This is a genomic window from Nonomuraea sp. ATR24, from assembly GCF_041950485.1.
GTDB classification, from domain to species: domain Bacteria; phylum Actinomycetota; class Actinomycetes; order Streptosporangiales; family Streptosporangiaceae; genus Nonomuraea; species Nonomuraea ceibae.
This window is the reverse complement of the sequence record NZ_JBGNUU010000011.1, coordinates 182,387-205,208: the sequence shown is the minus strand read 5'-3', so window position 1 is coordinate 205,208 and position 22,822 is coordinate 182,387. Positions and strand designations below refer to the sequence as shown.

At 72.8% G+C, this 22,822-nt stretch carries 20 protein-coding genes and 1 pseudogene; 13 read left to right on the top strand and 8 right to left on the bottom strand.

Annotated elements, in window-relative coordinates; genetic code table 11:
• Positions 1 to 85: 85 nt before the first annotated feature.
• Positions 86 to 1,336: a glycoside hydrolase family 18 protein gene (locus tag ACBI99_RS26185; RefSeq protein ID WP_219507501.1), complete on the top strand. Its 1,251-nt coding sequence runs from the start codon at positions 86 to 88 to the stop codon at positions 1,334 to 1,336.
• Between the two features lie 231 nt (positions 1,337 to 1,567).
• Here the strand turns inward: ACBI99_RS26185 and ACBI99_RS26180 are convergent, their stop codons facing one another.
• Both ACBI99_RS26180 and ACBI99_RS26175 read right to left on the bottom strand, forming a co-directional pair.
• Entirely contained in the window at positions 1,568 to 2,200 is a 633-nt protein-coding gene (locus ACBI99_RS26180) for an MOSC domain-containing protein (protein ID WP_219507500.1), read from the bottom strand.
• Between the two features lie 39 nt (positions 2,201 to 2,239).
• Positions 2,240 to 2,533 (bottom strand): hypothetical protein, encoded by a 294-nt coding sequence (locus ACBI99_RS26175; protein WP_219507499.1) that lies wholly within the window; start codon positions 2,531 to 2,533, stop codon positions 2,240 to 2,242.
• Positions 2,534 to 2,681: 148 nt separating this feature from the next.
• On the opposite strand from ACBI99_RS26175, the gene ACBI99_RS26170 reads away from it, so the two are divergent.
• The gene (locus tag ACBI99_RS26170; RefSeq protein ID WP_375073721.1) at positions 2,682 to 3,392 is read left to right on the top strand and encodes an ATP-binding cassette domain-containing protein; all 711 of its coding nucleotides are present in this window, start codon (positions 2,682 to 2,684) and stop codon (positions 3,390 to 3,392) included.
• Positions 3,389 to 4,945, top strand: coding sequence for a DUF6297 family protein (locus tag ACBI99_RS26165; RefSeq protein ID WP_375073720.1), 1,557 nt, complete (start codon positions 3,389 to 3,391; stop codon positions 4,943 to 4,945). The genes ACBI99_RS26170 and ACBI99_RS26165 overlap by 4 nt, the downstream gene beginning before the upstream one ends.
• 30 nt (positions 4,946 to 4,975) lie before the next feature.
• On the opposite strand, the gene lepA is transcribed toward ACBI99_RS26165, so the two are convergent.
• Complete coding sequence (gene lepA / locus ACBI99_RS26160; RefSeq protein WP_219507494.1) at positions 4,976 to 6,847, bottom strand: translation elongation factor 4; 1,872 nt, start codon at positions 6,845 to 6,847, stop codon at positions 4,976 to 4,978.
• A gap of 14 nt (positions 6,848 to 6,861) precedes the next feature.
• On the opposite strand from lepA, the gene ACBI99_RS26155 reads away from it, so the two are divergent.
• The 6 genes from ACBI99_RS26155 (at position 6,862) to ACBI99_RS26130 (ending at position 15,776) form a co-directional block, all read left to right on the top strand.
• Complete coding sequence (locus tag ACBI99_RS26155; protein ID WP_375073719.1) at positions 6,862 to 7,851, top strand: hypothetical protein; 990 nt, start codon at positions 6,862 to 6,864, stop codon at positions 7,849 to 7,851.
• A gap of 120 nt (positions 7,852 to 7,971) precedes the next feature.
• A complete protein-coding gene (gene rpsT, locus ACBI99_RS26150) occupies positions 7,972 to 8,238 on the top strand; it encodes a 30S ribosomal protein S20 (protein WP_049574879.1) in 267 nt (88 codons plus the stop codon).
• Between the two features lie 228 nt (positions 8,239 to 8,466).
• Positions 8,467 to 11,556, top strand: a complete 3,090-nt coding sequence (locus ACBI99_RS26145; RefSeq protein WP_357585159.1) for an ABC transporter permease — start codon at positions 8,467 to 8,469, stop codon at positions 11,554 to 11,556.
• Positions 11,553 to 14,168 (top strand): FtsX-like permease family protein, encoded by a 2,616-nt coding sequence (locus ACBI99_RS26140; RefSeq protein WP_375073718.1) that lies wholly within the window; start codon positions 11,553 to 11,555, stop codon positions 14,166 to 14,168. The genes ACBI99_RS26145 and ACBI99_RS26140 overlap by 4 nt, the downstream gene beginning before the upstream one ends.
• Positions 14,165 to 15,088 carry an ABC transporter ATP-binding protein gene (locus tag ACBI99_RS26135; protein WP_219507487.1) on the top strand — a complete coding sequence of 308 codons (924 nt, stop codon included), beginning with the start codon at positions 14,165 to 14,167 and terminating at the stop codon, positions 15,086 to 15,088. The genes ACBI99_RS26140 and ACBI99_RS26135 overlap by 4 nt, the downstream gene beginning before the upstream one ends.
• Positions 15,078 to 15,776 (top strand): ABC transporter ATP-binding protein, encoded by a 699-nt coding sequence (locus tag ACBI99_RS26130; protein WP_375073717.1) that lies wholly within the window; start codon positions 15,078 to 15,080, stop codon positions 15,774 to 15,776. The genes ACBI99_RS26135 and ACBI99_RS26130 overlap by 11 nt, the downstream gene beginning before the upstream one ends.
• Here ACBI99_RS26130 and ACBI99_RS26125 read toward each other — a convergent pair.
• A complete protein-coding gene (locus tag ACBI99_RS26125; protein ID WP_375073716.1) occupies positions 15,733 to 17,103 on the bottom strand; it encodes an MFS transporter in 1,371 nt (456 codons plus the stop codon). The two genes, ACBI99_RS26130 and ACBI99_RS26125, sit on opposite strands and share 44 nt — an antisense overlap.
• A 68-nt stretch (positions 17,104 to 17,171) precedes the next feature.
• Here ACBI99_RS26125 and ACBI99_RS26120 point away from each other — a divergent pair, with 68 nt between their 5' ends.
• A complete protein-coding gene (locus tag ACBI99_RS26120; protein WP_357585165.1) occupies positions 17,172 to 17,660 on the top strand; it encodes a MarR family transcriptional regulator in 489 nt (162 codons plus the stop codon).
• 194 nt (positions 17,661 to 17,854) lie between these two features.
• Here ACBI99_RS26120 and holA read toward each other — a convergent pair whose 3' ends face one another.
• Positions 17,855 to 18,835: a DNA polymerase III subunit delta gene (gene holA, locus ACBI99_RS26115; protein ID WP_246647146.1), complete on the bottom strand. Its 981-nt coding sequence runs from the start codon at positions 18,833 to 18,835 to the stop codon at positions 17,855 to 17,857.
• Positions 18,836 to 19,006: 171 nt separating this feature from the next.
• Here holA and ACBI99_RS26110 point away from each other — a divergent pair, with 171 nt between their 5' ends.
• A complete protein-coding gene (locus ACBI99_RS26110) occupies positions 19,007 to 19,471 on the top strand; it encodes a hypothetical protein (RefSeq protein ID WP_375073715.1) in 465 nt (154 codons plus the stop codon).
• Between the two features lie 49 nt (positions 19,472 to 19,520).
• Here the strand turns inward: ACBI99_RS26110 and ACBI99_RS26105 are convergent, their stop codons facing one another.
• Positions 19,521 to 20,744 carry a ComEC/Rec2 family competence protein gene (locus ACBI99_RS26105; RefSeq protein WP_375073759.1) on the bottom strand — a complete coding sequence of 408 codons (1,224 nt, stop codon included), beginning with the start codon at positions 20,742 to 20,744 and terminating at the stop codon, positions 19,521 to 19,523.
• Between the two features lie 256 nt (positions 20,745 to 21,000).
• Between ACBI99_RS26105 and ACBI99_RS26100 the strand changes: the two genes are divergently transcribed.
• Entirely contained in the window at positions 21,001 to 21,201 is a 201-nt protein-coding gene (locus ACBI99_RS26100; RefSeq protein WP_375073764.1) for a hypothetical protein, read from the top strand.
• Here ACBI99_RS26100 and ACBI99_RS26095 read toward each other — a convergent pair.
• A pseudogene (locus tag ACBI99_RS26095) lies at positions 21,189 to 21,548 on the bottom strand (ComEC/Rec2 family competence protein); the annotation flags it as partial. The gene ACBI99_RS26100 and the pseudogene ACBI99_RS26095 overlap by 13 nt on opposite strands.
• Here ACBI99_RS26095 and ACBI99_RS26090 point away from each other — a divergent pair.
• A complete protein-coding gene (locus ACBI99_RS26090) occupies positions 21,483 to 22,091 on the top strand; it encodes a hypothetical protein (RefSeq protein ID WP_375073763.1) in 609 nt (202 codons plus the stop codon). The pseudogene ACBI99_RS26095 and the gene ACBI99_RS26090 overlap by 66 nt on opposite strands.
• A gap of 298 nt (positions 22,092 to 22,389) precedes the next feature.
• On the opposite strand, the gene ACBI99_RS26085 is transcribed toward ACBI99_RS26090, so the two are convergent.
• Positions 22,390 to 22,822 (bottom strand): helix-hairpin-helix domain-containing protein (locus ACBI99_RS26085; RefSeq protein ID WP_375073714.1); only part of this gene is annotated, 433 nt, incomplete at its 5' end.

Sequence of the window (22,822 nt, the reverse complement as noted above, 5' to 3'; positions counted from 1 at the left end):
TGACTGCCCGATCCCCTGGCCCTACGATCCGGGACAACTTATAGGAAAGTTTCCTATAAGTTGCGTGCCCCGGGAGGCGCCCCCCGTGAAGAGAATCCTCATCGCTCTCTCGTCGCTCTTAGTCGCCCTCACCGCGATCGCCGTGCCCGCCCAGGCGGAGAACGACCGCTACAAGCGGGTCGCGTACTTCATCCAATGGGGCGTCTACGGGCGCAACTATCACGTCAAGGACATGGACGTCAGCGGCGCCGCCGCCAAGCTCACGCACGTCAACTACGCGTTCGGCTTCGTCAACGCCGAAGGCGCCTGCTACTCCGCGGACCCGTGGGCCGACTGGCAGCGCCCGGTGCCGGCCGAGCAGAGCGTCGACGGCGTCGCCGACGAGCCCGGCCAGGCCCTCAACGGCAACCTCAACCAGCTCCGCAAGCTCAAGGCCAAGCACCCCGGGCTCAAGGCGCTCATCTCGCTCGGCGGCTGGACCGGCTCCAAGTACTTCTCCGACGCCGTCCTCACCGCCGAATCGCGCACCAAGCTCGCCCAGTCGTGCATCGACCTGTGGCTGCGCGGCAACCTGCCCGGCCTGGAGCCCGGCGCCGGAGCGGGCGTCTTCGACGGCATCGACCTCGACTGGGAGTGGCCCGGCTCCTCCGGCGCCGACGGCAACATCATCCGGCCCGAGGACAAGCAGAACTTCACCCTCTTCGTCGAGGAGCTCCGCTCGCAGCTCCGCGCGTTCTCGCGGGACGCCCAGCTCACCGCGTTCCTCCCCGCCGCCGCCGCCAAGATCGACGCCGGCTTCGAAGTGCGGCGCGTGTTCCGCCAGCTCGACTTCGCCACCGTCCAGGGGTACGACCTGCGCGGGAGCTGGGAGAACCGCACCGGCCACCAGAGCAACCTCCTCACCGACCGCCGCGACCCCAACGACCCCCGCTACAGCGTCGACCAGACCGTCCGCGACTACCTCTCACGCGGCGCCCCCGCCCGCAAGCTCGTCATCGGCGTCCCCGCCTACGGCCTCGGCTGGACCGGCGTCACCGGCGGCGGCGACGGCCTCTACCAGCCGGCCACCGGCCCCGCCCCCGGCAAGTGGGCCGCCGGCGCCGAGGACTACAAGGACCTGGTCAACAAGCCCGGCAAGCGTCACCGCGACCTGCGCACCGGTGCCGTCTGGCTCTACGACGGCAACGAGTTCTGGTCGTACGACGACCCGGTGGTGCTGACGCAGAAGGCGGCCTACATCCGCCTCAAGCGCCTCGGCGGCGCCATGATGTGGTCCATCGACCAGGACGACTCCCGCGCCTCCCTCACCACGGCCCTCTACAGGGTCCTCAAGTGAGACAGCACCCTCGGGGGAGCGCCCCACCACCCGACCCGGCGCTCCCCCACCCCACCCGCGAACCCGCCCCGAACCGCACCCACGCTCTGAAGGCGGGGTCGTAGGAGGAGATGTGCTCCTCGCGCGGACGTGAAACGCGCCCACGTCCGCGCGAGGCCCTTCCGCGCAACCCAATCCGCGCGGGCCTCTTCCGCGAGGCCCCTTCCGCGCAACCCTTCCGCGCGAGGCCCCTCAGGACACGACCCCCAGCACCCGTACGGCCACCCGGTCCCAGCGCGGGTCGTAACCGGGCAGGGCCAGGATGCGGCGCAGCAGCTCCTCGTCACCGTGGTAGGCCAGGAACGACTCGGCCACCGTGACACTCCCGCCGGGCCTGGACACCACGTCCACGGCGTCGCCGGCGCCCAGCTCCCCCGGCTCCACCACCCTCAGGTACGCGCCCGTGCGCCGCGCCTCGGTGAAGCGCCTGACCCAGGCGGGCTCGTCGAGCCAGTTGCGGAACACCACGCACGGCACCCGGGGCCCCGTCACCTCCAGCAGCGCGGTGCCGACCCGCCACCGCTCGCCGATGAGCGCGCCGTTGACGTCGACGCCGGACACGGTGAGGTTCTCGCCGAAGCGGCCGTCACGCAGCTCGCGGCCCAGCTCGGCCTCCCACCAGTCGTAGTCCTCGCGGGCATAGGCGTAGACGGCGTGGCCCGGGGCGCCGTGGTGCTCCCGGTCGGCGCGCTCGTCACCGGCCAGGCCGCCGGCGCGCACCTCCACCCGGTGGGTGACCGGCCTCTTGTCGATGGCGGTGCGCTTGAGCTTGCCCGCCCACTCCGCGTCGACGGCAGTGCCGACATTTACTGACAAAACGCGCATGCCCGACGGTAACCCGGACCGGCCCCCTCCGGCGATCGGCTAACGGGGGGCGTTGAGACGGGAGGTGTCGTCGAGGTCGGCGAGCTGTAAGAGGGTGCGCAGCGCGGCCTGGCGCACCTCCTCGACCGAGTCGCCCCGCTCGCCGAAGCAGTCGGCCGCCACGTCGAGCAGCGCCGTCACCACCGCCGCGTCCGGATAGGGGACGTCGACGACCACCTTGCCGTCCTCCCCCACGGCGGCGGGCGCCAGGTGGAGCCGGAGGAGCCGCCGCGTCTCCTCCGCCACGGCCACCCCCAGAACCGCGGCACGCTCAAAGCGCTCAGCAGCGATCATGTCACCCTCCAGTCGCACAAGTGTTCGGGTGAACAAGCTAGCCAGCGCCACCGACAATTCCGCCTGGGGCGGCCACGGCACGGCGGCGGCACAGCGGCGGCACAGCGGCGGCACAGCGGCGGCGGGAGCCGCGCCATAGACTCGAACGGTGTCCAACAAGATCATTCATGTCCGCGATCTGACCGTGGACCTGGGCGGCAACCCCGTCATCCAGGGCATGGACCTCACCGTCAGCCGGGAAGAGACCGTCTCCGTCGTCGGCCCCAACGGGGCGGGGAAGTCCACGCTGCTGCGCTGCCTGGCGGGGCTGCAACCCGCCACCGAAGGGACCGTGGAGGTCTTCGGCGCGCCACCGGCCGACGAGCCCGCCTTCTGGCGCCGCGTGGCGCTGGCGGCCGACGAGCCCGCCTGGTACCCGGGGCTGACCGCCCGCGAGCACCTGGAGCTGATGCTGACCGTGCACGCCGGGCCGCGCATGACGGTGGCGGAGGCGCTTTCGGTGTTCGGGCTGGAGGTGCGCGCCGACGCGCCGCCGCTGAACCTGTCCACCGGGCAGCGCCAGCGCCTCTCCCTGGCCGCCGCGCTGCTCAGGCCCAGCGACCTGCTCCTGCTGGACGAGCCCGAGCGCGGCCTGGACGCGGCCTTCCGCGAGCGGCTGGCCGGGCTCCTGGAGGCGTACGCGGGCGAGGGCGGCACGGTGGTGATGGCGACCCACGACGCGGCCCTCGCCGCCCGTGGCCGCGCCGTCAGGCCCACCGCCTCGTCCACCGTCTCTCCCACCGCCTCTCCCGCCGTCCCTCCCGCCGCCTCGTCCACCGCCTCACCCACCGCCTCTCCCGCTGGCGAGGTGGCCCGGTGACGGCCGTGCGTGAGGTGCGGGCGTTCGTGCGCACGCGCCGCCGCCGTGCGCCGGTCGGCGCGCTGGACCGGTACGCGGGCCTGATCATGACGGCGATCGCCGTGGCCGTGCTCGGCAGGCCGGTCGCCGATGCCGTGGCGGGGCTGCGGGGCCCGGCGGACCTCGCCGGGGTGGCGCCGGGCGTGGCGGTCACCCTGGTGGCGCTGGCCGGCGGGCTGGCGCTGGCCCGGGCGGTGGGGCCGGTGGCGTTGAGCGGGTCCGACGCGGGCTGGCTGGTGATGTCGCCGCTGGACCGGCGCGCGGTGCTCGGGCGTCCCCTGCGGGTGCTGGGCGTGGTGGCGCTGGTGACGGGCGGGGTGCTGGGGCTGGCGCTGCTGGCGCTCGTGGGCGCGCCGGACCACCTGGTGTGGCGGCTCGTGGCGGCGATGGTCGTCGGGGTCTCGGCGACGGCGGGCGGGATGGCGCTCGCCGTACTGGCTCAGACCTCTCACACGTGGCACCTCTGGCTGACGGCCGTCGTGGTGGCGCTCCTCGTGACGGCGGCGGTCGCCGCCGTGGGCACGGCCCGCGCCTCCCTCACCACCGCCGCCGTAACCGGCACGACCGCAGGCGCAGCCGCGGCTGTTGGGAACGGTGCGGAGGCGCCGTTCCGCGGGGTGGTCGAGGCGGTGGCGGGGGCGCCGCTGGGGGCGGTCGCCGCGGCGGCGGCCGTGGCGGCGCTGGCCTCGGCGCTCCTGGTGGGGCGCGCGTGGGCGCGGGCGGACCGGATCCCGGCGGCGGCGCTGCTGACCTCGTCGGCCCGCGCCGGGCACCTGGCGACGGCGGCCGTGAGCCTCGACACCGGGGCGCTGACCTGGATGGCGGAGGACAACCACTGGCGCGCCAGGCGGCTGCGCTCGGTCCGCTGGCCGTCGCTGCCGGCGCCGCTCGCGCTGGCGTGGCAGGACTGGCTGCGGACGGCCAGGCGGCCGTGGCGGCTGGCCGCGACGTTCGCGGCGGCGGCGCTCCCGGCGCTGCTGGCGCTGGCGGGGGCCGGTGCGGTGGCGGGCGCGGCGGTGCTCGGCGGGGCGCTCGCGGTGGCGGCGGCGGGCGTGTCGGGGGCGCGCAGGGACGGCGACAATCCGGCCCTGGCCCGGCTGCTCGGCGTGGGCCGCCGCCCGGCGCTGCTGGCGAGGGCGCTGCTGCCCGCGCTGACGAGCGGCGTGTGGGCGGCGCTGGCCCTGGCGGGCCTGGCGCTGGCGGGCGCGCTGCCGCCGGTGGGCGCGTGGTGGCTGATGGGCCCGCTGTTGGCGCCCGCGCTGGCGGCGGCGGCGCTGCGCATGGCCAGGAGGCGGCCGGTCGACCACTCGCTGCCCATCCTCGACACGGGGTCGGGGGCGATCCCGCTGGGCCCGGTGTTCTGGGCGGCGACCGGGCCGGACCTGGCGCTGATCGGCGCGCTGCCGCTGGTGAACGCGCTGATGTTCACGCCTGCCACACTCACGGCCACGCTGGTGGCGCAGGCGGTGACGGGCGCGGCGGTGCTGGCCGCGTACGTGCTGCGGGCCCGCTGAACCGCCCGGCTCCTCAGCGGGAGCCGGGCGTCACTTCTTGGTCTTGTCGCCGCCGGAGTCGGTGGACAGCGCGGCGACGAACGCCTCCTGGGGCACCTCGACGCGGCCCACCATCTTCATCCGCTTCTTGCCTTCCTTCTGCTTCTCCAGCAGCTTGCGCTTACGGGAGATGTCGCCGCCGTAGCACTTGGCCAGGACGTCCTTGCGGATGGCGCGGATGTTTTCACGGGCGATGACGCGGGCGCCGATGGCGGCCTGGATCGGCACCTCGAACTGCTGCCTGGGGATGAGCTCGCGCAGCTTCTTGGCCATGTCGACCCCGTAGGCGTAGGCCTTGTCCTTGTGCACGATGGCGCTGAAGGCGTCGACCGCCTCGCCCTGGAGCAGGATGTCGACCTTGACGAGCTCGGCCTCCTGCTCGCCGGCGGGCTCGTAGTCGAGCGAGGCGTAGCCGCGGGTGCGCGACTTGAGCTGGTCGAAGAAGTCGAAGATGATCTCGCCGAGCGGCAGCGTGTAGCGGATCTCGACGCGGTCCTCCGACAGGTAGTCCATGCCCTGGAGCTGCCCGCGCCGCCCCTGGCAGATCTCCATGATCGCGCCGATGAACTCGGCGGGGGCCAGAATGGTGGACTTGGTGACCGGCTCGAAGACCTGGGCGATCTTGCCGCCGGTGGGGAACTCCGAGGGGTTGGTGACGGTCAGCTCCGTGCCGTCCTCCATGACGACGCGGTAGACGACGTTGGGCGCGGTGGAGATCAGCGACAGGCCGAACTCCCGCTCCAGCCGCTCGCGGACGATCTCCATGTGGAGCAGGCCGAGGAAGCCGACGCGGAAGCCGAAGCCGAGCGCGGCCGACGTCTCCGGCTCGTAGACGAGCGCGGCGTCGTTGAGCTGGAGCTTGTCGAGCGCCTCGCGCAGCTCCGGGTACTCGTCGCCGTCGATCGGGTAGAGGCCGGAGAACACCATCGGCTTGGGGTGCTCGTAGCCTTCGAGCATCTCGCGGGCGGACTTGACGGCGGTGGTGACGGTGTCGCCGACGCGGGACTGGCGTACGTCCTTCACGCCGGTGATCAGGTAGCCCACCTCGCCGACGCCGAGGCCGGGCTCGGACGGCTTGGGCTCGGGCGAGATGACGCCGATCTCCAGCGTCTCGTGGGTGGCGCCGGTGGACATCATGAGGATGCGCTCGCGCTTGCCCAGGTGGCCGTCGATGACGCGGACGTACGTGACGACGCCCCGGTAGGTGTCGTAGACCGAGTCGAAGATCAGCGCCCGCGCGGCCGCGTCGGCGTCGCCGACCGGGGCGGGCACGGTGGCGACGACGTGGTCGAGCAGCTCGCGCACGCCCACGCCGGTCTTGCCGGAGACGCGCAGCACGTCGGAGGGGTCGCAGCCGATGAGGCCGGCCAGCTCCTCGGCGAACTTCTCCGGCTGGGCCGCCGGCAGGTCGATCTTGTTGAGCACCGGGATGATGTGCAGGTCGGCGTTCATGGCCAGGTAGAGGTTGGCCAGCGTCTGCGCCTCGATGCCCTGGGCGGCGTCGACCAGGAGGATCGCGCCCTCGCACGCCTGGAGCGAGCGCGACACCTCGTAGGTGAAGTCGACGTGGCCGGGCGTGTCGATCATGTTGAGCACGTGGCCGTCCCAGGGCAGGCGGACCGCCTGGGACTTGATGGTGATGCCGCGCTCGCGTTCGATGTCCATCCGGTCGAGGTATTGGGCGCGCATGGAGCGGTCGTCGACCACACCGGTGATCTGCAGCATCCGGTCGGCAAGGGTCGACTTGCCATGGTCGATGTGCGCGATGATGCAGAAGTTGCGGATCAACGCGGGGTCGGTCTGGCCAGGCTGAGTGCGCACCGAAGTCCGTTTCGACAGGGTTGAGGACAAGCAGTCTTTCATGGTGACATGCCCGGGTGACTTCCCGAGCCGTCATCCGCCGCGGCCTGCGCCTGGTCGCGCTGGTCGTGGCCGTCGTGGTGGTGCTGACCGGCGTCGTAGCCGCAGCGTTCCGCCTCCAGTTTACCGGCGAGCCCGCGGGCTGGGCGAAGAGCACCGGTAACGACGCCATGTGGCTGGGCCACATGTGGGTGGACGGCCGCCGCACGGAGGCGGACGTGCGGGAGCTGGCCGTGCGGCTGCGCGCCACCGGCATCAAGGATGTGTACGTGCATTCCGGGCCGTTCGAGATGGATGGCCGACTAGATCCTGCCAAATACCCCAATGCCCAAAATTTCGTCCAATGGATGAAGAAGTACCTCCCCGGGGTCCGCGTCTCCGCCTGGCTCGGCCAGTCCGTCGAGGACGCGCTCGACCTCGACGACCCCACCTCCCGCCGGAACGTCCTGGCCGGCGTCGCCGCCGTCATGCGGACCGGCTACGACGGCATCCACTACAACTTCGAGCCGATCGGCGACGGCGACACCGACTTCCTGGTCCTGCTGGAGGAGACGCGCAAGCACACGCGCCTGCTGTCGACCTCCACGCCCCAGATCGAGCCGTACCCGGGCATGTGCCTGGCCACCAGGGCCGTCCTCACCCACGACAAGTACTGGTCGCGGGGCTTCTTCCAGGAGGTCGTCGCCCGGGTCGACCAGGTCGCCGTGATGACGTACGACTCGGGCCTGCCCCTGCAGTCGCTCTACGGCGGTCACGTGGCCAGGCAGGCGGAGCTGGCGCTGGAGCTGGTGCCCGAGACCAAGCACGTGTTCGTCGGCGCGCCCGCCTATCATGACCACGACGTCCCGTGGAGCGACGCGGCCGAGAGCGTCGCGCTCGCGGCCGAGGGCGCCAAGCTGGCGCTGTCCGGCCACGGCCCGCGCGAGCGGTTCGGCCTCGCCCTGTACGTGGACTTCGCGGCGACGGCGGAGGACTGGGCGGAATACCGGACACGCTGGCTGTCGTAGAACGCCGTTGATTTGAGCTGCCAGCTGGGTTATTGGTAGCCTGGGCAACTGCGTGTGGCGCGCCCTCTCTCGAGCCCGCGCGCTTCATCCATCACCTAAGACTTTCACCGAGGCTTCTTCGTGGCGAACATCAAGTCCCAGATCAAGCGCAACAGGCAGAACGAGAAGGCCCGCCTGCGCAACAAGGCGGTCAAGTCCTCCCTGAAGACGGCGGTCCGCAAGTTCCGCGAGGCTGCCGAGCAGGGTGACGTCGAGCAGGCCGCGGCGCTCCAGCGGGTCGCCGCCCGTCAGCTCGACAAGGCCGTCAGCAAGGGCGTCATCCACAAGAACCAGGCCGCCAACCGCAAGTCCGCGATCGCCAAGCAGGCCGCGGCCCTGGCCAAGTAACGCTTCAGCGCGACGCCGCACCCTCTGACGGGGGTGCGGCGTTTTGTGTTGCGCCCCCACTCTCCCCATACTCCGCTGAGTGAAGTATGTCCATGCGGAATGTGTCACAGTTTCAATATCACATACGCATCGCCGCAGCGTATCGGCTGTGTCACCGTTGAAAAGACGACCTTGCGGCCGGAGCGGACACTGCTCAAAGGTTCACCTAACCGGGTGAATGGGGGTCGCATGCGGGGGCCGTTAGTCGTCAAGCGTGCGTTCAGCGAGCCGTTGCTCCTGCTGGCGGCGTTCGGCTCGATCCTGCTCGCCACCACCACGCTGGTCGCGCTCACCATGTACGCCTCCTCGATCGCCGAGGCGGGCGTGCTCCGGACGATGGAGACCGCGCCGCTGCGGCAGATCGCCGTCACCGTGAACGCCCCGGTGACGGCCGAGGACTTCGGCAGGCAGGACAAGACCGTACGCGACGCCGCCGCCGAGGCCTTCGGGGGCGTGCCGGCCGAGATCTCCACCAGCTTCCGCTCCGACTCGTACGCGATGCCCGGCCAGCAGGACCGCAAGGTCCCCGAGCTGCTCAGGTTCGGCGCCTACGACGGGCTCGACAAGCACGCCAAGCTGGTCTCCGGCACCTGGCCCGAGCCAGGCGGCGACGTGGTGCAGGCGGCGATCCCGCTGTCGGCGTCCTCGGCGTCAGGGCTGACGGCCGGTCAGGAGATCAGCACCGAGGGCCGGCTCGACGGCAAGACCGTCAAGGTGCGCATCACCGGCGTCTTCCAGCTCGACGACCCGTTCGGCGACCGCTGGACCGGCGAGCAGCTGCTCAGCCGGGGCGTGGAGAGCGGGCAGTTCACCACGTACGGGCCGCTGATGGTGCCGCGCGAGACGTTCCTGTCCAAGTTCGCCACCCACGTCACGACCACGTGGACGCTCGTCCCCGCCGTGCGCGACCTGACGCCCGAGCAGCTTCGCCCGCTCGCCGCCGCCGTGGACGAGCTGCCCGAGGCGCTCAAGTCCGGCGGCTGCCCGTCCTGCCAGACGACCACGCGGCTGGCCGAGGTGCTGACCCAGCTCGACACCGCCTCGCTGGTCGCCCGCTCCACGATGCTCATCCCGGTGCTGCAACTGCTGCTGCTCGCCGCGTACGCGCTCATGCTGACCGCCCGCCTGCTGGCCGACCACCGGCGGATGGAGGTGGCGCTGCTGCGCTCGCGCGGCGCCGGGACGCTGCGCCTGGCCGGGCTGGCGGGCGGTGAGGCGCTGCTGGTGGCGGTGCCGTGCGCGGTCGCCGCGCCGTTCCTCGCGCCGCCGCTGCTCGCGCTCATCAACATGCTGCCGTGGATCGCCGCCTCCGGCGTCCGGCTGGCGCCCGTCGCCGACCTGGGCACGTTCCTCGTCTCCGCGGGCGTGGCGCTGGCCTCGGCCGTGCTGCTCATGCTGCCCGCCCTGGCCGGGGCGCGGCGCACGTACGTCGAGGAGCAGGCGTCGCGGGGCCGCGGCGGCGGGCGCGGGCTGATCCAGCGCGCGGGCGCCGACCTGGCGCTGCTGGTGGTGGCGGCGCTGGCGATCTGGCAGCTCCAGCACTACGGCGCGCCCGTCACCACGACCGCCGGCGGCGGCCTGGGCATCGACCCGCTGATCATCTCCGGCCCGGCGCTGGCGCTGCTCACCGGCGGCATGCTCGGCCTGCGGCTGGTGCCGCGCATCTCCCGGCTGGCCGAACGGCTCACGGCCAAGCGGCCCAGCCTGGCCCCCGCGCTCGGCGCGTGGCAGGTCAGCAGGCGGCCGCTGCGCTACTCCGGGCCCGCGCTGCTGCTGACCATGGCGATCGCGATCGGCATCGTGTCGATGGCCACGGCCTCCACCTGGCGGGCCTCCCAGCTCGACCAGGCCCGCCACCAGGCGGGCGCCGACCTGCGGCTGTCCGGGCCGCCCGAATCGCCCGAGCTGGGCGTGTCCGGGCGCGGCACCGCGTTCACCGCCCTGCCCGGCGTCACCGCGGCCTCGCCCGCCTTCCGCGGCCAGGTCGACCTCAGCGGCCAGACCGTCACCCTGCTCGCCCTGGACGGCGGCAAGCTGGAGCGGCTCTTCCAGCTTCGGCCCGACCTGTCGGCGCAGTCGGTCGGGGCGATGTCGCGCGGCCTGGTCGCCGGCCGGGCCGAGGCCACCGGCCTCGAACTGCCGGGACAGCCCACCACGCTCACCGCGGAGGTGCGCACGAACCGCGTCTGGCCGCTGCGGGCGCGGATCTCCGACGCGCTCGGCGTCTGGCACGACCTGCCCGTCACCGTCGACCAGCAGAACACCGGCCGGGTGGACCTCAAGTGGCTGGGCGGGAAGACCGGGAAGATCGCCTACCCGCTGACGGTCCGCGGGTTCGTCGCCACGCCGCCGCCCGTCGAGGAGGCGGCCGTGACCGTCACCGTGTCCGGCCTGGCCGCCGACGGCCGTGACCTCGGCGCGCCCCAGGTCAGCATGGAGGTGGTCGGCGACCTGCCCGTCCTGCGGACGTTCGCTCCGCTGCCGAAGCCGGGCCCGCTGCCCGTCGTCATGACCGCCGACCTGGCCGCCGCCAGCAAGCTGACCGCCGGGCAGACCGGGCGGATCAACCTGGACCGCCGCGTCATCGACGTCACGCTCGCCGGCGTCGTCGACCGGATGCCCACGACGGACCCCGCCCAGCCGGCGCTGCTGGCCGACTGGACGACGCTCCAGGAGCACGGCCTGTCCGCGGCACTGCTGCCGCGACCGGCGACGGAGTGGTGGCTGGCCACCGAGGACGGCGAGACGAGCGCGGCGACGGCGGCGCTGCGCGTCAACCCGCAGTGGAACGTCACCGTGACCGACCAGCGGCGGCTGGCCGCCGAGCTGCAGGACGACCCGCTGGCCAGCGGGCTCCAGGGCGCGCTCATCCTCGGCTTCCTGGCCGCGCTCGTGTTCGCCGCCCTCGGCTTCCTGGTGAACGCGACCGTCGCGGCGCGCGAGCGGATGTCGGAGTTCACGATCCTGCGGGCGCTCGGCGTGAGCTTCCGGCAGGTGTTCGGGCTGCTGGCCGTCGAGCAGGCGTTCGTCGTCGGGCTGTCGCTGGTGGCCGGCACCGCGCTCGCCGTGGTCGTGGGCAACCTCGTCGTGCCGCACATCGTGCTGACCGGGCAGGCGGCGGCGGTCACGCCGTCGGTGCTGCTCGACATTCCGTGGCTCGCGACCGCGGGCATGCTCGCGCTGGTGGCGCTGGTGCTGTTCGCCATCGTCGCGGGACTCGCGCGCAACCTGCGCAGGCAAGGGCTCGGCCGGGTCCTGCGGATCGGGGAGGACCAGTGAAGCTCCTGCACCTGGCCCGGGTACACCTGGGCGCGGTGGCCGTGCTGCTCGCGCTGACGCTGAGCGCGTGCCTGCTCGTGGCGGGGCTGCCGCGCGTGACGCAGGCGGCGTTCGACGCCGCGCTGCGCGAGGCGCTGCTGAAGGCGCCCGCCGAGCGGGTCGACCTGACGACGATGATGACGACCGACTCCCCCGGCCAGGACCTGACCCGGGCCCAGTCCTTCGACGAGCTCGAGCAGGACATGCGCGCGGTGCTGCCCGCGCCGCTCGACCGGCTGATCGCCCCCGCCGGCACGGGCACCGGCCACTCCGGCGCGAAGACGTACGGGACGCCGATCTCCGGCACGGGCGGCAAGCAGTACCTCAACCTCGCCTGGCTGTCCGACCAGGAACGCCGCGTCACCTGGGTCGAGGGCCGGGCCCCCGGCGAGCCGGCCACGACCACCTGGAACAACCAGGAGCTCACGCTCTTCGAAGCGGGCATGGCCCGCGAGGCCATGTCGGCGCTCGGCATCAAGATCGGCGACACGCGGGTCATCGGCGAGAACAACTACGCCGCCGTCAAGGTCGTCGGCGCCTTCGAGGCCAAGGACCCGGCCGACCGCTACTGGAGCCACAACCAGGACGTCATCAACCTCCAGCTCAACCGCCCGGCGGGCAGCCTCGACGAGGAGGTGCACGCCACCGCGCTGATCTCCGACCAGGGCCTGAGCAAGCTCAGCGGGCGCGACCGCAACCTCACCTACTTCTGGATCCTGCCGCTGCGCACGCAGGCGGCCACCGCGCTCGACGTGCCCGAACTGCTCCCGGCGATCAAAGAGTTCGAGCGGCGGATGAAGGTCGCCGACGGGATGCTGCCGCGCCAGATCCTGCGGACCGGGCTGCCGGAGATGCTCGGCTCGTTCCAGGCCCGGCTGGCGACCGCGCAGACCGTCATGTACCTGGTGCTCGGCGGGCTGCTGCTGGTCGCGCTCGGCGTGATCCTGCTCGCCGTGCAGCTCCTGGCCGACCGGATGGACACCGCGCTCGGGCTGATGCGGGCGCGCGGCGGGGCGCTGCGGCAGCTCGCCGGGACGGGCGCCGGGCTGGTCGCGCTGGCCGTCGTGCCCGCCGCCCTGGCCGGGTACGCGCTCTCGTACCTCTTCCCCGGGCCGGTGCTGCCGCTCGTGCACGCGGGCCCGCTGCTCGTGGTCGTCGTGGCGGTGGCGTTCGCGGCGGCGCGGATCGCCGTCGCCCACCGGACCCCGCTGAACGAGCGGCGCGACGACGTGGCCACCGCCCGGCCGTCCGCCAAGCGGATCACGCTGGAGGTGCTGGTCGTCGGCCTGGCGCTGGCCGGGGCCTACCTGCTGCGCACGCGCGGGCTGACGACCGACGTGCGGACCGAGGGGCAGGACCCGTTCCTGCTGCTGGTCCCGCTCGCGCTCGCGCTCGCCGCGGGGCTGATCACCATGCGCTGCTACCCCTATCCGCTGCGCCTGCTGGTACGGCTCGCGGCCCGGATGCGGCCGGCCGTGCCGTTCCTCGGGCTGACGCGGGCGGCCCGGGCGCGCTCGTTCAGCATGCTGCCGGTGCTGATCCTGCTGCCGGCGCTGGGCGTGTCGGTGTTCGCCTCGGTGGTCTCCGGCGGCGTCGGCGACACGCAGCGGCTGGCCTCCTGGCAGAGCGTGGGCGCGCCCGCCACCGTCACCTCCAGGATGGAGCTGCCCGCCGAGGCGATCGAGCGCGTGCGTCAGGTGCCCGGCGTGACCGCCGTGGTGCCCGCGCAGTACGCCTCGGTCCAGGTCGGCCACACGCCGGAACGGGCCGAGCTGCTCGCGGTCGACCTGCCGAGCTGGCAGGGGCTGCTCGGCGGCTCCCCGATCACGCTGCCCACCGCGGGGACCGCGCCGTCCGGCATCCCGGCGGTGGTCTCGCCCGCGCTGGCGGGGCGCGGCACGTTCGAGATCGGCTGGAACTCGCGGCTGAAGATCACCGAGACCGGCGTCGCCCCGACGCTGCCCGGCTTCTTCACCGAGGGCAAGTTCATCGTGGTGCCGTTCGACGTCGGGCAGCGGCCGGTGGTCAACACGCTGATCGTCGGCGGCACCGCGTCCGCCGAGGCGCTGCGCGCCGCCGTACCCGACACGATCGTGCGGACGCAGGCCGCCGCGCTCGCCGACATCCAGGACGACCCGCTGACCGGCACCGTCCGCACCACGCTGCTCGTGGTGACGATCGCGCTGTCCGCGTACGCACTCGTCGCGGTGATCATCGCGCTGGTGATCGGCGCCGCCGACCGGGCCAGGGCGCTGTCGTTCCTGCGTACGCTGGGCCTGTCCGACCGGCAGGCACAACGCCTGACCGTGCTGGAGGTCATGCCCATGATCCTCGTCACCGCCCTGGTGGGCCTGGCCCTCGGGCTCGTCCTGCCCGCCGCGCTCGGGCCCGGCGTCGACCTGTCCGCCTACGCCGGCGGGCTGCCCGTCGGCGACTACGAGCTCGACCTGGTCACGCCGACGGCGCTGGCCGCCGGGCTCACCCTCGTGGCCGTGCTCGGCGCCTACGCGCACACCGCCATCAGCCGCCGCCGCAGCCTCGGCGCCGTACTCCGAGTGGGTGATCTGTCTTGAACCCGACCCTGTCCGAGCTGGAGGCGCAGGCCAGCAAGGGAAAGGCCGCCTTCGGCGGCGACGCGCACATCGTCTGCGACAACCTGGTGCGCATCTACAAGACCGAGGGCGTCGAGGTGGTCGCCCTCCAGGGGCTCGACCTGCTCGTGCAGAAGGGCGAGCTGCTGGCCATCGTCGGCGCGTCCGGCTCCGGCAAGTCGACGCTGCTCAACGTGCTGTCCGGGCTGGACGTGCCCACCGCGGGCGTCGCCAAGGTGGGCGGCATGGACCTGCTGTCGATGACGGCCAAGGACCGGCTGCGCTACCGGCGCGAGGTGGTCGGGTTCATCTGGCAGCAGACGGCGCGCAACCTGCTGCCGTACCTGTCGGCGCGGGAGAACGTCGAGCTGCCGATGAAGCTGGCCGGCAAGGCCAGGCGGGGCCGGGCGACGGAGCTGCTGGAGCTCCTGGGCGTCGGCTACTGCGCCGACCGGACCACGCCAGAGATGTCGGGCGGCGAGCAGCAGCGGGTGGCCATCGCGGTCGCGCTCGCCAACGGCCCGCAGCTCGTGCTCGCCGACGAGCCCACCGGCGAGCTCGACAGCGACACCTCGGAGCAGGTGTTCGACGCGCTGCGCAAGGCCAACAGGGAGCTGGGCGTGACCGTGGTCGTGGTGACGCACGACCCGCTGGTGTCGGAGCAGGTGGACCGCACGGTCGGCATCCGCGACGGCCGCACCAGCAGCGAGACGCTGCGCCGTGAGGACGCCGAGGGCCAGATCATCGCCGAGGAGTACGCGGTGCTCGACCGCGTGGGCCGCCTGCAGCTGCCGCGCGACTTCATGAACGCGCTGGAGATGGAGCGCCGCGTGCGCCTGGAGCTGGAATCCGACCATATCGGTGTATGGCCGGCGAGAGAGGAGCCGTCCGGTGAGCAGTGAGCCGCTCGTCGTCGTCGAAGGCGTCCGCAAGGTCTACCGCAGCGGGCCCAAGGAGGTCGTCGCGCTCCGGGAGGTGTCGTTCGAGGCGTACCCCGGCGAGCTCGTCGCCATCCGAGGCCGGTCCGGATCGGGCAAGACGACGCTGCTCAACCAGATCGGCGGCCTCGACAGGCCCGACGCCGGCCGCGTGGTCGTCGCCGGGCACGAGGTCACCTCGCTGTCCGAGGACAACCTGCTCGCGCTGCGCCGCGACGTCGTCGGGTTCGTGTTCCAGTCGTTCGGGCTGATCCCCGTGCTGTCGGCGGCCGAGAACGTCGGCGTGCCCATGCGCCTGGCCCGCACCTCCGTCGAGGAGCGCGAGAAGCGCATCCGCATGCTGCTCGCCCTCGTCGGCCTCGAACAGCACGCCAACCAGCGCCCCTACGAGCTGTCCGGCGGCCAGCGGCAGCGCGTCGCCATCGCCCGATCGCTCGCCAACCGGCCCCGCCTGCTCGTCGCCGACGAGCCGACCGGTCAGCTCGACTCCCAGACCGGCCGGCAGATCATGCAACTGCTGCGCGCCCTCGTCCGCAGCGAAGGCGTCACCGCCCTGGTCGCCACCCACGACCCGGGCCTGATCACGCTCGCCGACCGGGTCCTGGAGATCAGCGACGGCGTGCTGCGAGAGGCCGCGCTGCAGGAAACCTGACCACCGCCGCCAGGTTCGCCACGGCCACCAGCACCGCCCCGGCCACCAGCAGCCCCGGCATCCCCGTCACCCCCGCGAGCGGCGCCGCCACCGCCAGCCCGAGCGGCCGCGACGCGAACGAGATCAGCCCGTCGAACGACCGCACCCGGCCCAGCGCCGCCTCCGGGACCTCCTCCGCCAGCAGCGTCTCCCACAGCGGGCTCAGCACGCCGAGCCCGAACATCGCCACCAGGTACGCCCCCGCGATCCCCCACGCGGGCAACGGCACGGCCAGCGCGACCAGCGGCAGCACGTACAGCGCCGCCCCGGCCTGCGCCGCCACCAGCGGCCTGCGCACCGGCAGCCTCGGCGCCACCAGCACGCCCAGCACCAGGCCCACCGTGCCGCACTGCACGATCAGCACCCAGCTCGCCTCGCCGCCCCGCGCGTTCACCGCCGTGAGCGGGCCCAGCGTCAGGAACAGCCCGGCCACGAAGTGCCACACCCCGTGCCCCAGCACCGCCGCCACGAACCAGCGCCGCGCCCGCACCTCCCGCCACCCCTCGGCCAGCTCCCGCCCGAACGCCCCCCTGCCTGCCCGCCCTCCCGCCCTGGAACCGGACCCCGCACGAACGCCACCCGCCGCCGGAGCCGACCCCGTACGGACGCCATCAGTCGCCGAGGTGGACCCTGTACGGGCGTCATCCGGCGCGGGGCTCGACACCATGCCACCCGGCGCAGGAACCGATCCTCCGCCACCCGGCACGGGGACCGACCCGACGCCACCCGCCTTCAAGTCGGAGCTCGTACGGATGCCGCCGAGGGTCAGGGCCGAGCAGGCGAACACGGCGGCGGTGAGCAGCGCCGACCAGCCCGGACCGGCGGCCAGCACGACGCCGCCCGCCAGAGCGGGCGCGAGCACGCTCGACAGGCTGGTGGCCACGCCGATGCGCGCGTTCACCCGCAGCCGCGCGTCCGGCGGAACGACGGCGACCACCAGCCGGGGCACCGCCGGCATCCCGAACGCGATCGCCACCCCGGTCACGGCGGACAACACCGCTAGGTCAGCGATCCGCCCCACCCCCGCCAGCAGCTCGATCCCGATCCCCGCCTGAGCCAGACAACGCACCAGGTCGGCGACCAGCACGACCCGCGCGGGCGGCAGCCGGTCGGCGGCCACCCCCGCCACCGGCAGGCACAGCAGCAGCGGCAGCAGCTCGCACGCCAGGACCAGACCCAGGTCCTCGGCACTCCCCGTGGCCCGCAGCACCGCCAGGGTGAGCGTGGTCGGGATCAACGCCGTGGCCAGCGCGGACAGCGCACGCCCGATCAGCAACCGTCTCGTCATGGGCCACCACGTTAATTCGTCAGCTAATATTTCGTCAACAAAATACTTGCTGCCGTATAGTGCGTCGCGTGGAGGACTCCGTCGACCGTCATCTCGCCCGCTGGCGCGGCAAGGCCCCCTACGACGAGCGCGTGGAGGGCATCGTCACCCGCATGCAGGTCCTGGTGAAACACCTGGCCCACAGCAAGGAGACAGCCCTGGCGCAGGTCGGGATGCAGGACTTCGAGTACGAGACCCTGCACCGCCTCGTAGCCGCCGGAGGCACCGCCACCCCCTCCCAACTGGCCGCCGAGCTCCTCCTGTCACCCGCGGGCATGACGGGCCGCCTCGACACGCTGGAGAAGTCCGGCCTCGTCCGTCGCGTACGCGGCACCTCCGACCGGCGGCGCGTCGACGTCGAGCTCACCACCCGCGGGCACGACCTGTGGATGGAGGCGATGCTCCTGCGCGCCGAGGTCGAGACCGCCCTCATCGCCGCCCTCACCCCCGCCGAACGCCAGACCCTGGACGGCCTCCTCAAGACCCTCCTGACCAGCGTCGAGTCCCGCCCCTCCTAACCGCACCCGCCCCTAACCCAGGCCCGGCCCTCGACCTGCCTGCCCGGCCTCAGCCTCAGCCCCAGCCCCAGCCCCAGCCCCAGCCCCAGCCCCAGGGATTGGACACCCTCGAACACCGGCCGGTCGGTAGCCAGCCCTCACACGTGACGCGCCGAGAAGCTCCCCCGCGCGGAAAGCCGAACGCCTGCGCCGGGTCAGCGGCCGGTGCGGCTCGCCACGATGACCTGGACCGTGTGCTCCAAGGCGTAGGCCGGGTCGGCGCCGCCGCCCTTGACCTGCTCGTCGGCGTCGGCCACCGCCTGCATGGCCCGCGACAGCCCCTCCGGCCCCCACCCGTTCAGCTGGCGCTTGACCCGGTCGATCTTCCACGGCGGCATGCCCAGGTGGCTGGCCAGTTGCCCGCCGCGCAGGTTACGCGGTGCGCCGCCCACCTTGGCGATGGACCGCAGGCCACCGGCCAGCGCACTCACCAGCAGCACCGGCGCGACCCCCGTGCCGAGCGCCCAGCGCAACTGCTCCAGCGCCTCGGCCAGCCGGCCCTCGACGGCCGAATCGGCCACGTTGAAGCCCGTGACCTCGGCCCGGCCCTTGTGATAGCGGGCCACGGCGTTGAGGTTGATGGTCTTGTCCTGCGTGTCGAACGCCAGCTGGCTGCACGCCGCCGCGAGCTCCCGCAGGTCGTTGCCGACGGCGTCGAGCAGCGCCTGAGCGGCGTCGGCGGCGATGCCGCGGCCCGCCCGCTTGACCTCCTGCTTGATGAAGTCGAGCCGCTCCCCCGCCTTGGTCACCTTGTTGACCGTGACCACCGACGCCCCGGCCTTCTTCACCCCGTCGACGAGCGCCTTGCCCTTGACGCCGCCGGGATGCGACAGCACGAGCACGACCTCGTCCGACGGCTGCTTCGCATAGGCCACGACCTCGGCGATGACGTCCTTGACCAGGTCCTGCGCCGACCGGATCACCACCACGGTCCGGTCGCCGAACAGCGACGGCGACGTCAGGTGCCTCAGCTCACCGGCGGTCACCTTCGACCCCACCAGATCGTGCACCTCGGCCGCCTCCGCGGCGCGCGCCGCGGCCACCACGGCGCTGACGGCCCGTTCGGCCAGCAACTCCTCGTCGCCGACCACCAAGGTCACAGGTGCTGGATCGGTTCCCGCCATGTCGAGCAGCATGCCATGCCCCACCGACAACCCGAAACCGGATCCCCGCCGATCGCGCCGTCCACCGGCGCTGCCCTCACCTGCCCGCTTGGCGCGTTCGAGTGATCGCTGGTAGGCATGTCGTCGAAGCACGTCAGGCCAGCAGTCCGAACGCGACCGCCCCCGGCGGTGAAGGAGCGGCTCATGACCACCGACCCGACGATGACCCGGATCGGCCAGGCGGTGGAGCTCAATCACCAGCAGGGCCGTCGTGACGCCGCTCGTGACCTGTTCGCGCAGATCTGGGACGACATCGGCGGCGAACAGGGCGACCCGCTGCACGTCTGCGTCCTCGCCCACTCGATGGCCGACGTCCAGGACGACGTGGGCCAGGAGCTGATGTGGGACCTGCGGGCGCTCGCCGCCGCCGACCTCGTCACCGACGAGCGGGTGGCCGAGGCCGGCGTGCCGCTCTCGGTGGCCGGCCTGTACCCGTCGTTGCACCTCAACGTGAGCGAGTGTTACCGCAAGCTCGGCGACCTCGACCGCGCCCGTGACCACCTCCGGCGAGCACGGGCAGAGATCGGCGCGCTGGGCGACGACGACTACGGGCGGCTCATCAGGGGCGGCCTGGAGCGGCTGGCCGCCCAACTCGGCGAACCCGCCTGACCACACCGAGCCGCATCCTCCGCGGCGACGTGGTTTCGGCGGGGTGCGGTCAGCGGCCACGAGCTACCACCGCCAGGGTGCCGTTGTGGGCGATGACTGCGAGGTCGCCGGATTTGTCCGTGCGGTAGATGCGGGCGCCGAGGTGGCGTAGGTGGGCGAGGGTCGGCGGGGCCGGATGCCCGTACGTGTTGTCCTCGCCGACGCTGACCAGGGCGGCGCGCGGGCGTACGGCGGCGAAGAACGCGGGGACCTGCCGGGGCGAGCCGTGGTGGGGAACCTTGAGGATGTCCGCCTGCGGGACGGCGGCGCGCAGCAGGCTCTCCTGGGCTTCGGACTCGATGTCGCCGCTGAGGAGTGCCGTGCCGGAGCGCCAGCGTACGTGGATCACGATGCTGGCGTTGTTGAGGACGCTGCCTTCGCCGGGGCCTTCCGCCGTGGCTTCGTCCGCGCTGGGTGCCAGGACGGTCAGGGAGGCCGGGCCCAGGTCCCAGCGGGTGCCTGGGGGCGGGGTCCATTCGGGTGTGCGGTGATGGGCGAGCTCCTCGGTGAGGCGGGCGGTCTGGGGCGTCGGGTGGCGATGCGGGGTGGTGACGACGGCGCCGACGCGACGGTTGCGGTAGACGCCGGGGAGGCCGTTCACGTGGTCGGCGTGCGGGTGGGTGAGGATTACGAGCGGGACGTCGCGGACGGACAGGCGGCGCAGGCACGCGTCCATCACGGAGGGGTCGGGGCCGGTGTCGACGACCACCGCACGGCCCGGACCGGCCGCCAGCACCAGACCGTCGCCCTGGCCCACGTCGCACATCACCATGAGCCAGCCCTTGGGCGGCCAGGGGGCGATGATGGGCCGTAGCGCGATCATCGTGAACAGGGTGCCCGCTACGACGGCCAGCGTGATCGTCCGCCAGGCGCGGCGTCTCAGCAGCAGCACCGCCACGGCTGCTACCAGGGCAAGCAGAGCCAGTCCTGCCGCGCCTCCCGGCCAGGGGATGTTGGCCATCGGGACGTTCACGGCCCATTGGGAGACCAGGATGATCCAGCCGACGGCGTAGCCCGCCGGGACCACGAGCCACTGCGCGGCCTCGGGCCACACCGGGGCGATCAGCGCGGCGGCGAACCCCAGCAGGGTCGCGGGCGCGACAGCCGGACCGGCCAGCAGGTTGGCGGGGACCGCGATGAGGCTGATCTGGCCGGACATGAGCACCAGCACCGGGGTCACGGCAGCCTGAGCTGCGGCCGGCACGGCGATCGCCTCCGCCACCCACCGAGGCATCCGCCACCGCCGCCTCTTCGTCGTACGGGCTCCGGGGTGCTCGTCCGATCGGTACGGGGCGAGGGGTGACGCCGGCTCCCAGGTGGGAGGCAGGGGTGGCGGGTCCGAGGGCGTTGGGCACGGGGAGCTCGGACCCTGGGGCGTCGGATTCGGGTGCGGTGGGTGCGAGGGCGTTGGGCGCGGGGAGCTTGGACCCTGGGGCGTCGGGCGCGGGTGCGGCGGGCGCGGGGGCGTTGGGTCCAGGAACGTCGGGCTCGTGGATATCGGACCCTTGGGCGTCGAGCCCGTGGAGGCTGTGCCCGGCGACGTCGAGCCCGGCGACGTCGAGCCCGGCGACGTCGAGCCTGGCGACGTTGGGCTCTGGGCTGTTGTGGGGGTGTTGGTGAGGTGGGCGCGCCAGCGGGGGGCCAGGAGGAGGATGCCGGCCGTTGCCGTTACCGACAGGGCGAAGCCGTAGGAGTGGGCCAGGGCGGGAGCGAAGAGGATCAACAGGAGGACCGTCACCGAGAGCGCTGCCAGACCGTCCTTGGCGCGGCCGGTGCCCAGGGCGAGCACTGCGACGAGGCCCATCAGGAGGGCCCTCAGGACGCTCGGGGACGGTCTGGCCACCACGGCGAAGGCGAGCATGGCCAGTGCGGCGAAGGCGGCTCTGGGGGCCAAGGGGAGGCCGACGAGGCGGGAGAGGGCCAGTGCGGCGCCTGCGACTATGGCCAGGTTTGCTCCGCTGACAGCGTTGAGGTGGCTGAGGCCGGCTTCCTGGAGGTCGGAGTTGAGTTGGGAATCGATGCGGGAGACGTCGCCCACGACCAGGGCCGGGAGGAGGCCGCGCTGGTCCGGCGGGAGGACGTCGGCGGCATCGCGGAGGCCCTTGCGGAAGATTCCCGCTGCCGACTGGAGGTTGGACGGGGACGTGAGGATGCGGGGCGGGGTGCGGACCAGGAGAGTCGCGGCGGTCAGGGGCGCGGAGGTGGGCTTGACGAGGCGGCCGGTGACCTCGACGCGCTGGCTGGGGAGCAGGTGGCGCCATTGAGGGCCGTCGGCGAAGACCGTGATGGGGGTGTGGACGGTGAGGTGGTGGCGTGGGGTGCGGACGGAATCGAGGGTGGCTTCGGCTACCACGCTGTCGCGGCCGAAGTGGCCAGGCTTGGGGCGTCTGATCTTGGGGTCGTTCGTGAGGGTGATCTCGGCGGTCACCTTGGTGTCCTGGCCGGCAAGGGCTGCCACAGGGCCTGTGGTGACGGCGTGGAGGCGCAGGGCGATCGAGGCTGCGGTGGCGGCGACGCAGACGAGGATGGCGATCACCACGTTGCGGCGTGCGGAGGTGGGGATGAGGGCGCATGCCGCTAGGGCCGACGCCGTTGCGAGGGCGGCGGTGGCTGTGGCGGCGGGAGTCGAGGTGGTCAGGAGGGTCAGGGCGGTCGTCCAGGAGGCCAGGGCGGGGAGGAGGAGTGGCCAGGCGCGCTGGACGACGCCTTCGAAGTCGGGATCAGGCTGGGACGGGGACGGGGTCCCGGGTTGGGGCTGGCTTGGAGCGTGGGGGTGAGCCACGGGCTGGGGCTCGGGCTTGGGCTGAGGAGGGCGCTGCGGCTGGGGGTTGTGCCCAGGCTGGGGGCGGTCGGCGGGTTGGGGGCTGCGGTGGGGCATGTCAGACGCGGACCTTGGGCTTGATTTCCTCGAACGTTCGAGGGCCTATGCCGGTCACGTTGCGGAGTTGGTCGATGCTGGTGAAGCCGCCGTGGGCGGTGCGGTATTCGGCTATGCGGGCGGCGAGGACCTCGCCTACGCCTGGGAGTTGCTCCAGTTGGTCCTGGGTGGCGGAGTTGAGGTCCAGGACGGAGGCTTCAGGGGCGGGCGCAGCAGCGCTGGCTGCGGTGGGGGCGCCGACCATGATCTGTTCGCCGTCCAGGAGGCGTCTGGCGAGGTTGACCGGGCCCAGCGGGGCTCCACGGCGGACTCCCCCGGCGGCTGTGATGGCGTCGGTCACCCGGGCTCCGATGGGCAGGGTGTAGACGCCGGGGTCGCGAACCTTGCCGGCGACGTGGACAGTGACCTTGCCGGTGGTGGGGGTGGTGGTCGCC

Bases quoted from the DNA above. Each gene is read 5' to 3' on its own strand.
- ACBI99_RS26180 (WP_219507500.1), bottom strand. From the start codon at position 2,200: ATGCGCGTTTTGTCAGTAAATGTCGGCACTGCCGTCGACGCGGAGTGG.
- ACBI99_RS26175 (WP_219507499.1), bottom strand. From the start codon at position 2,533: ATGATCGCTGCTGAGCGCTTTGAGCGTGCCGCGGTTCTGGGGGTGGCC.
- lepA (WP_219507494.1), bottom strand. From the start codon at position 6,847: ATGAAAGACTGCTTGTCCTCAACCCTGTCGAAACGGACTTCGGTGCGC.
- ACBI99_RS26145 (WP_357585159.1), top strand. From the start codon at position 8,467: ATGCGGGGGCCGTTAGTCGTCAAGCGTGCGTTCAGCGAGCCGTTGCTC.
- ACBI99_RS26125 (WP_375073716.1), bottom strand. From the start codon at position 17,103: ATGACGAGACGGTTGCTGATCGGGCGTGCGCTGTCCGCGCTGGCCACG.
- holA (WP_246647146.1), bottom strand. From the start codon at position 18,835: ATGCTGCTCGACATGGCGGGAACCGATCCAGCACCTGTGACCTTGGTG.
- ACBI99_RS26110 (WP_375073715.1), top strand. From the start codon at position 19,007: ATGACCACCGACCCGACGATGACCCGGATCGGCCAGGCGGTGGAGCTC.
- ACBI99_RS26105 (WP_375073759.1), bottom strand. From the start codon at position 20,744: ATGCCTCGGTGGGTGGCGGAGGCGATCGCCGTGCCGGCCGCAGCTCAG.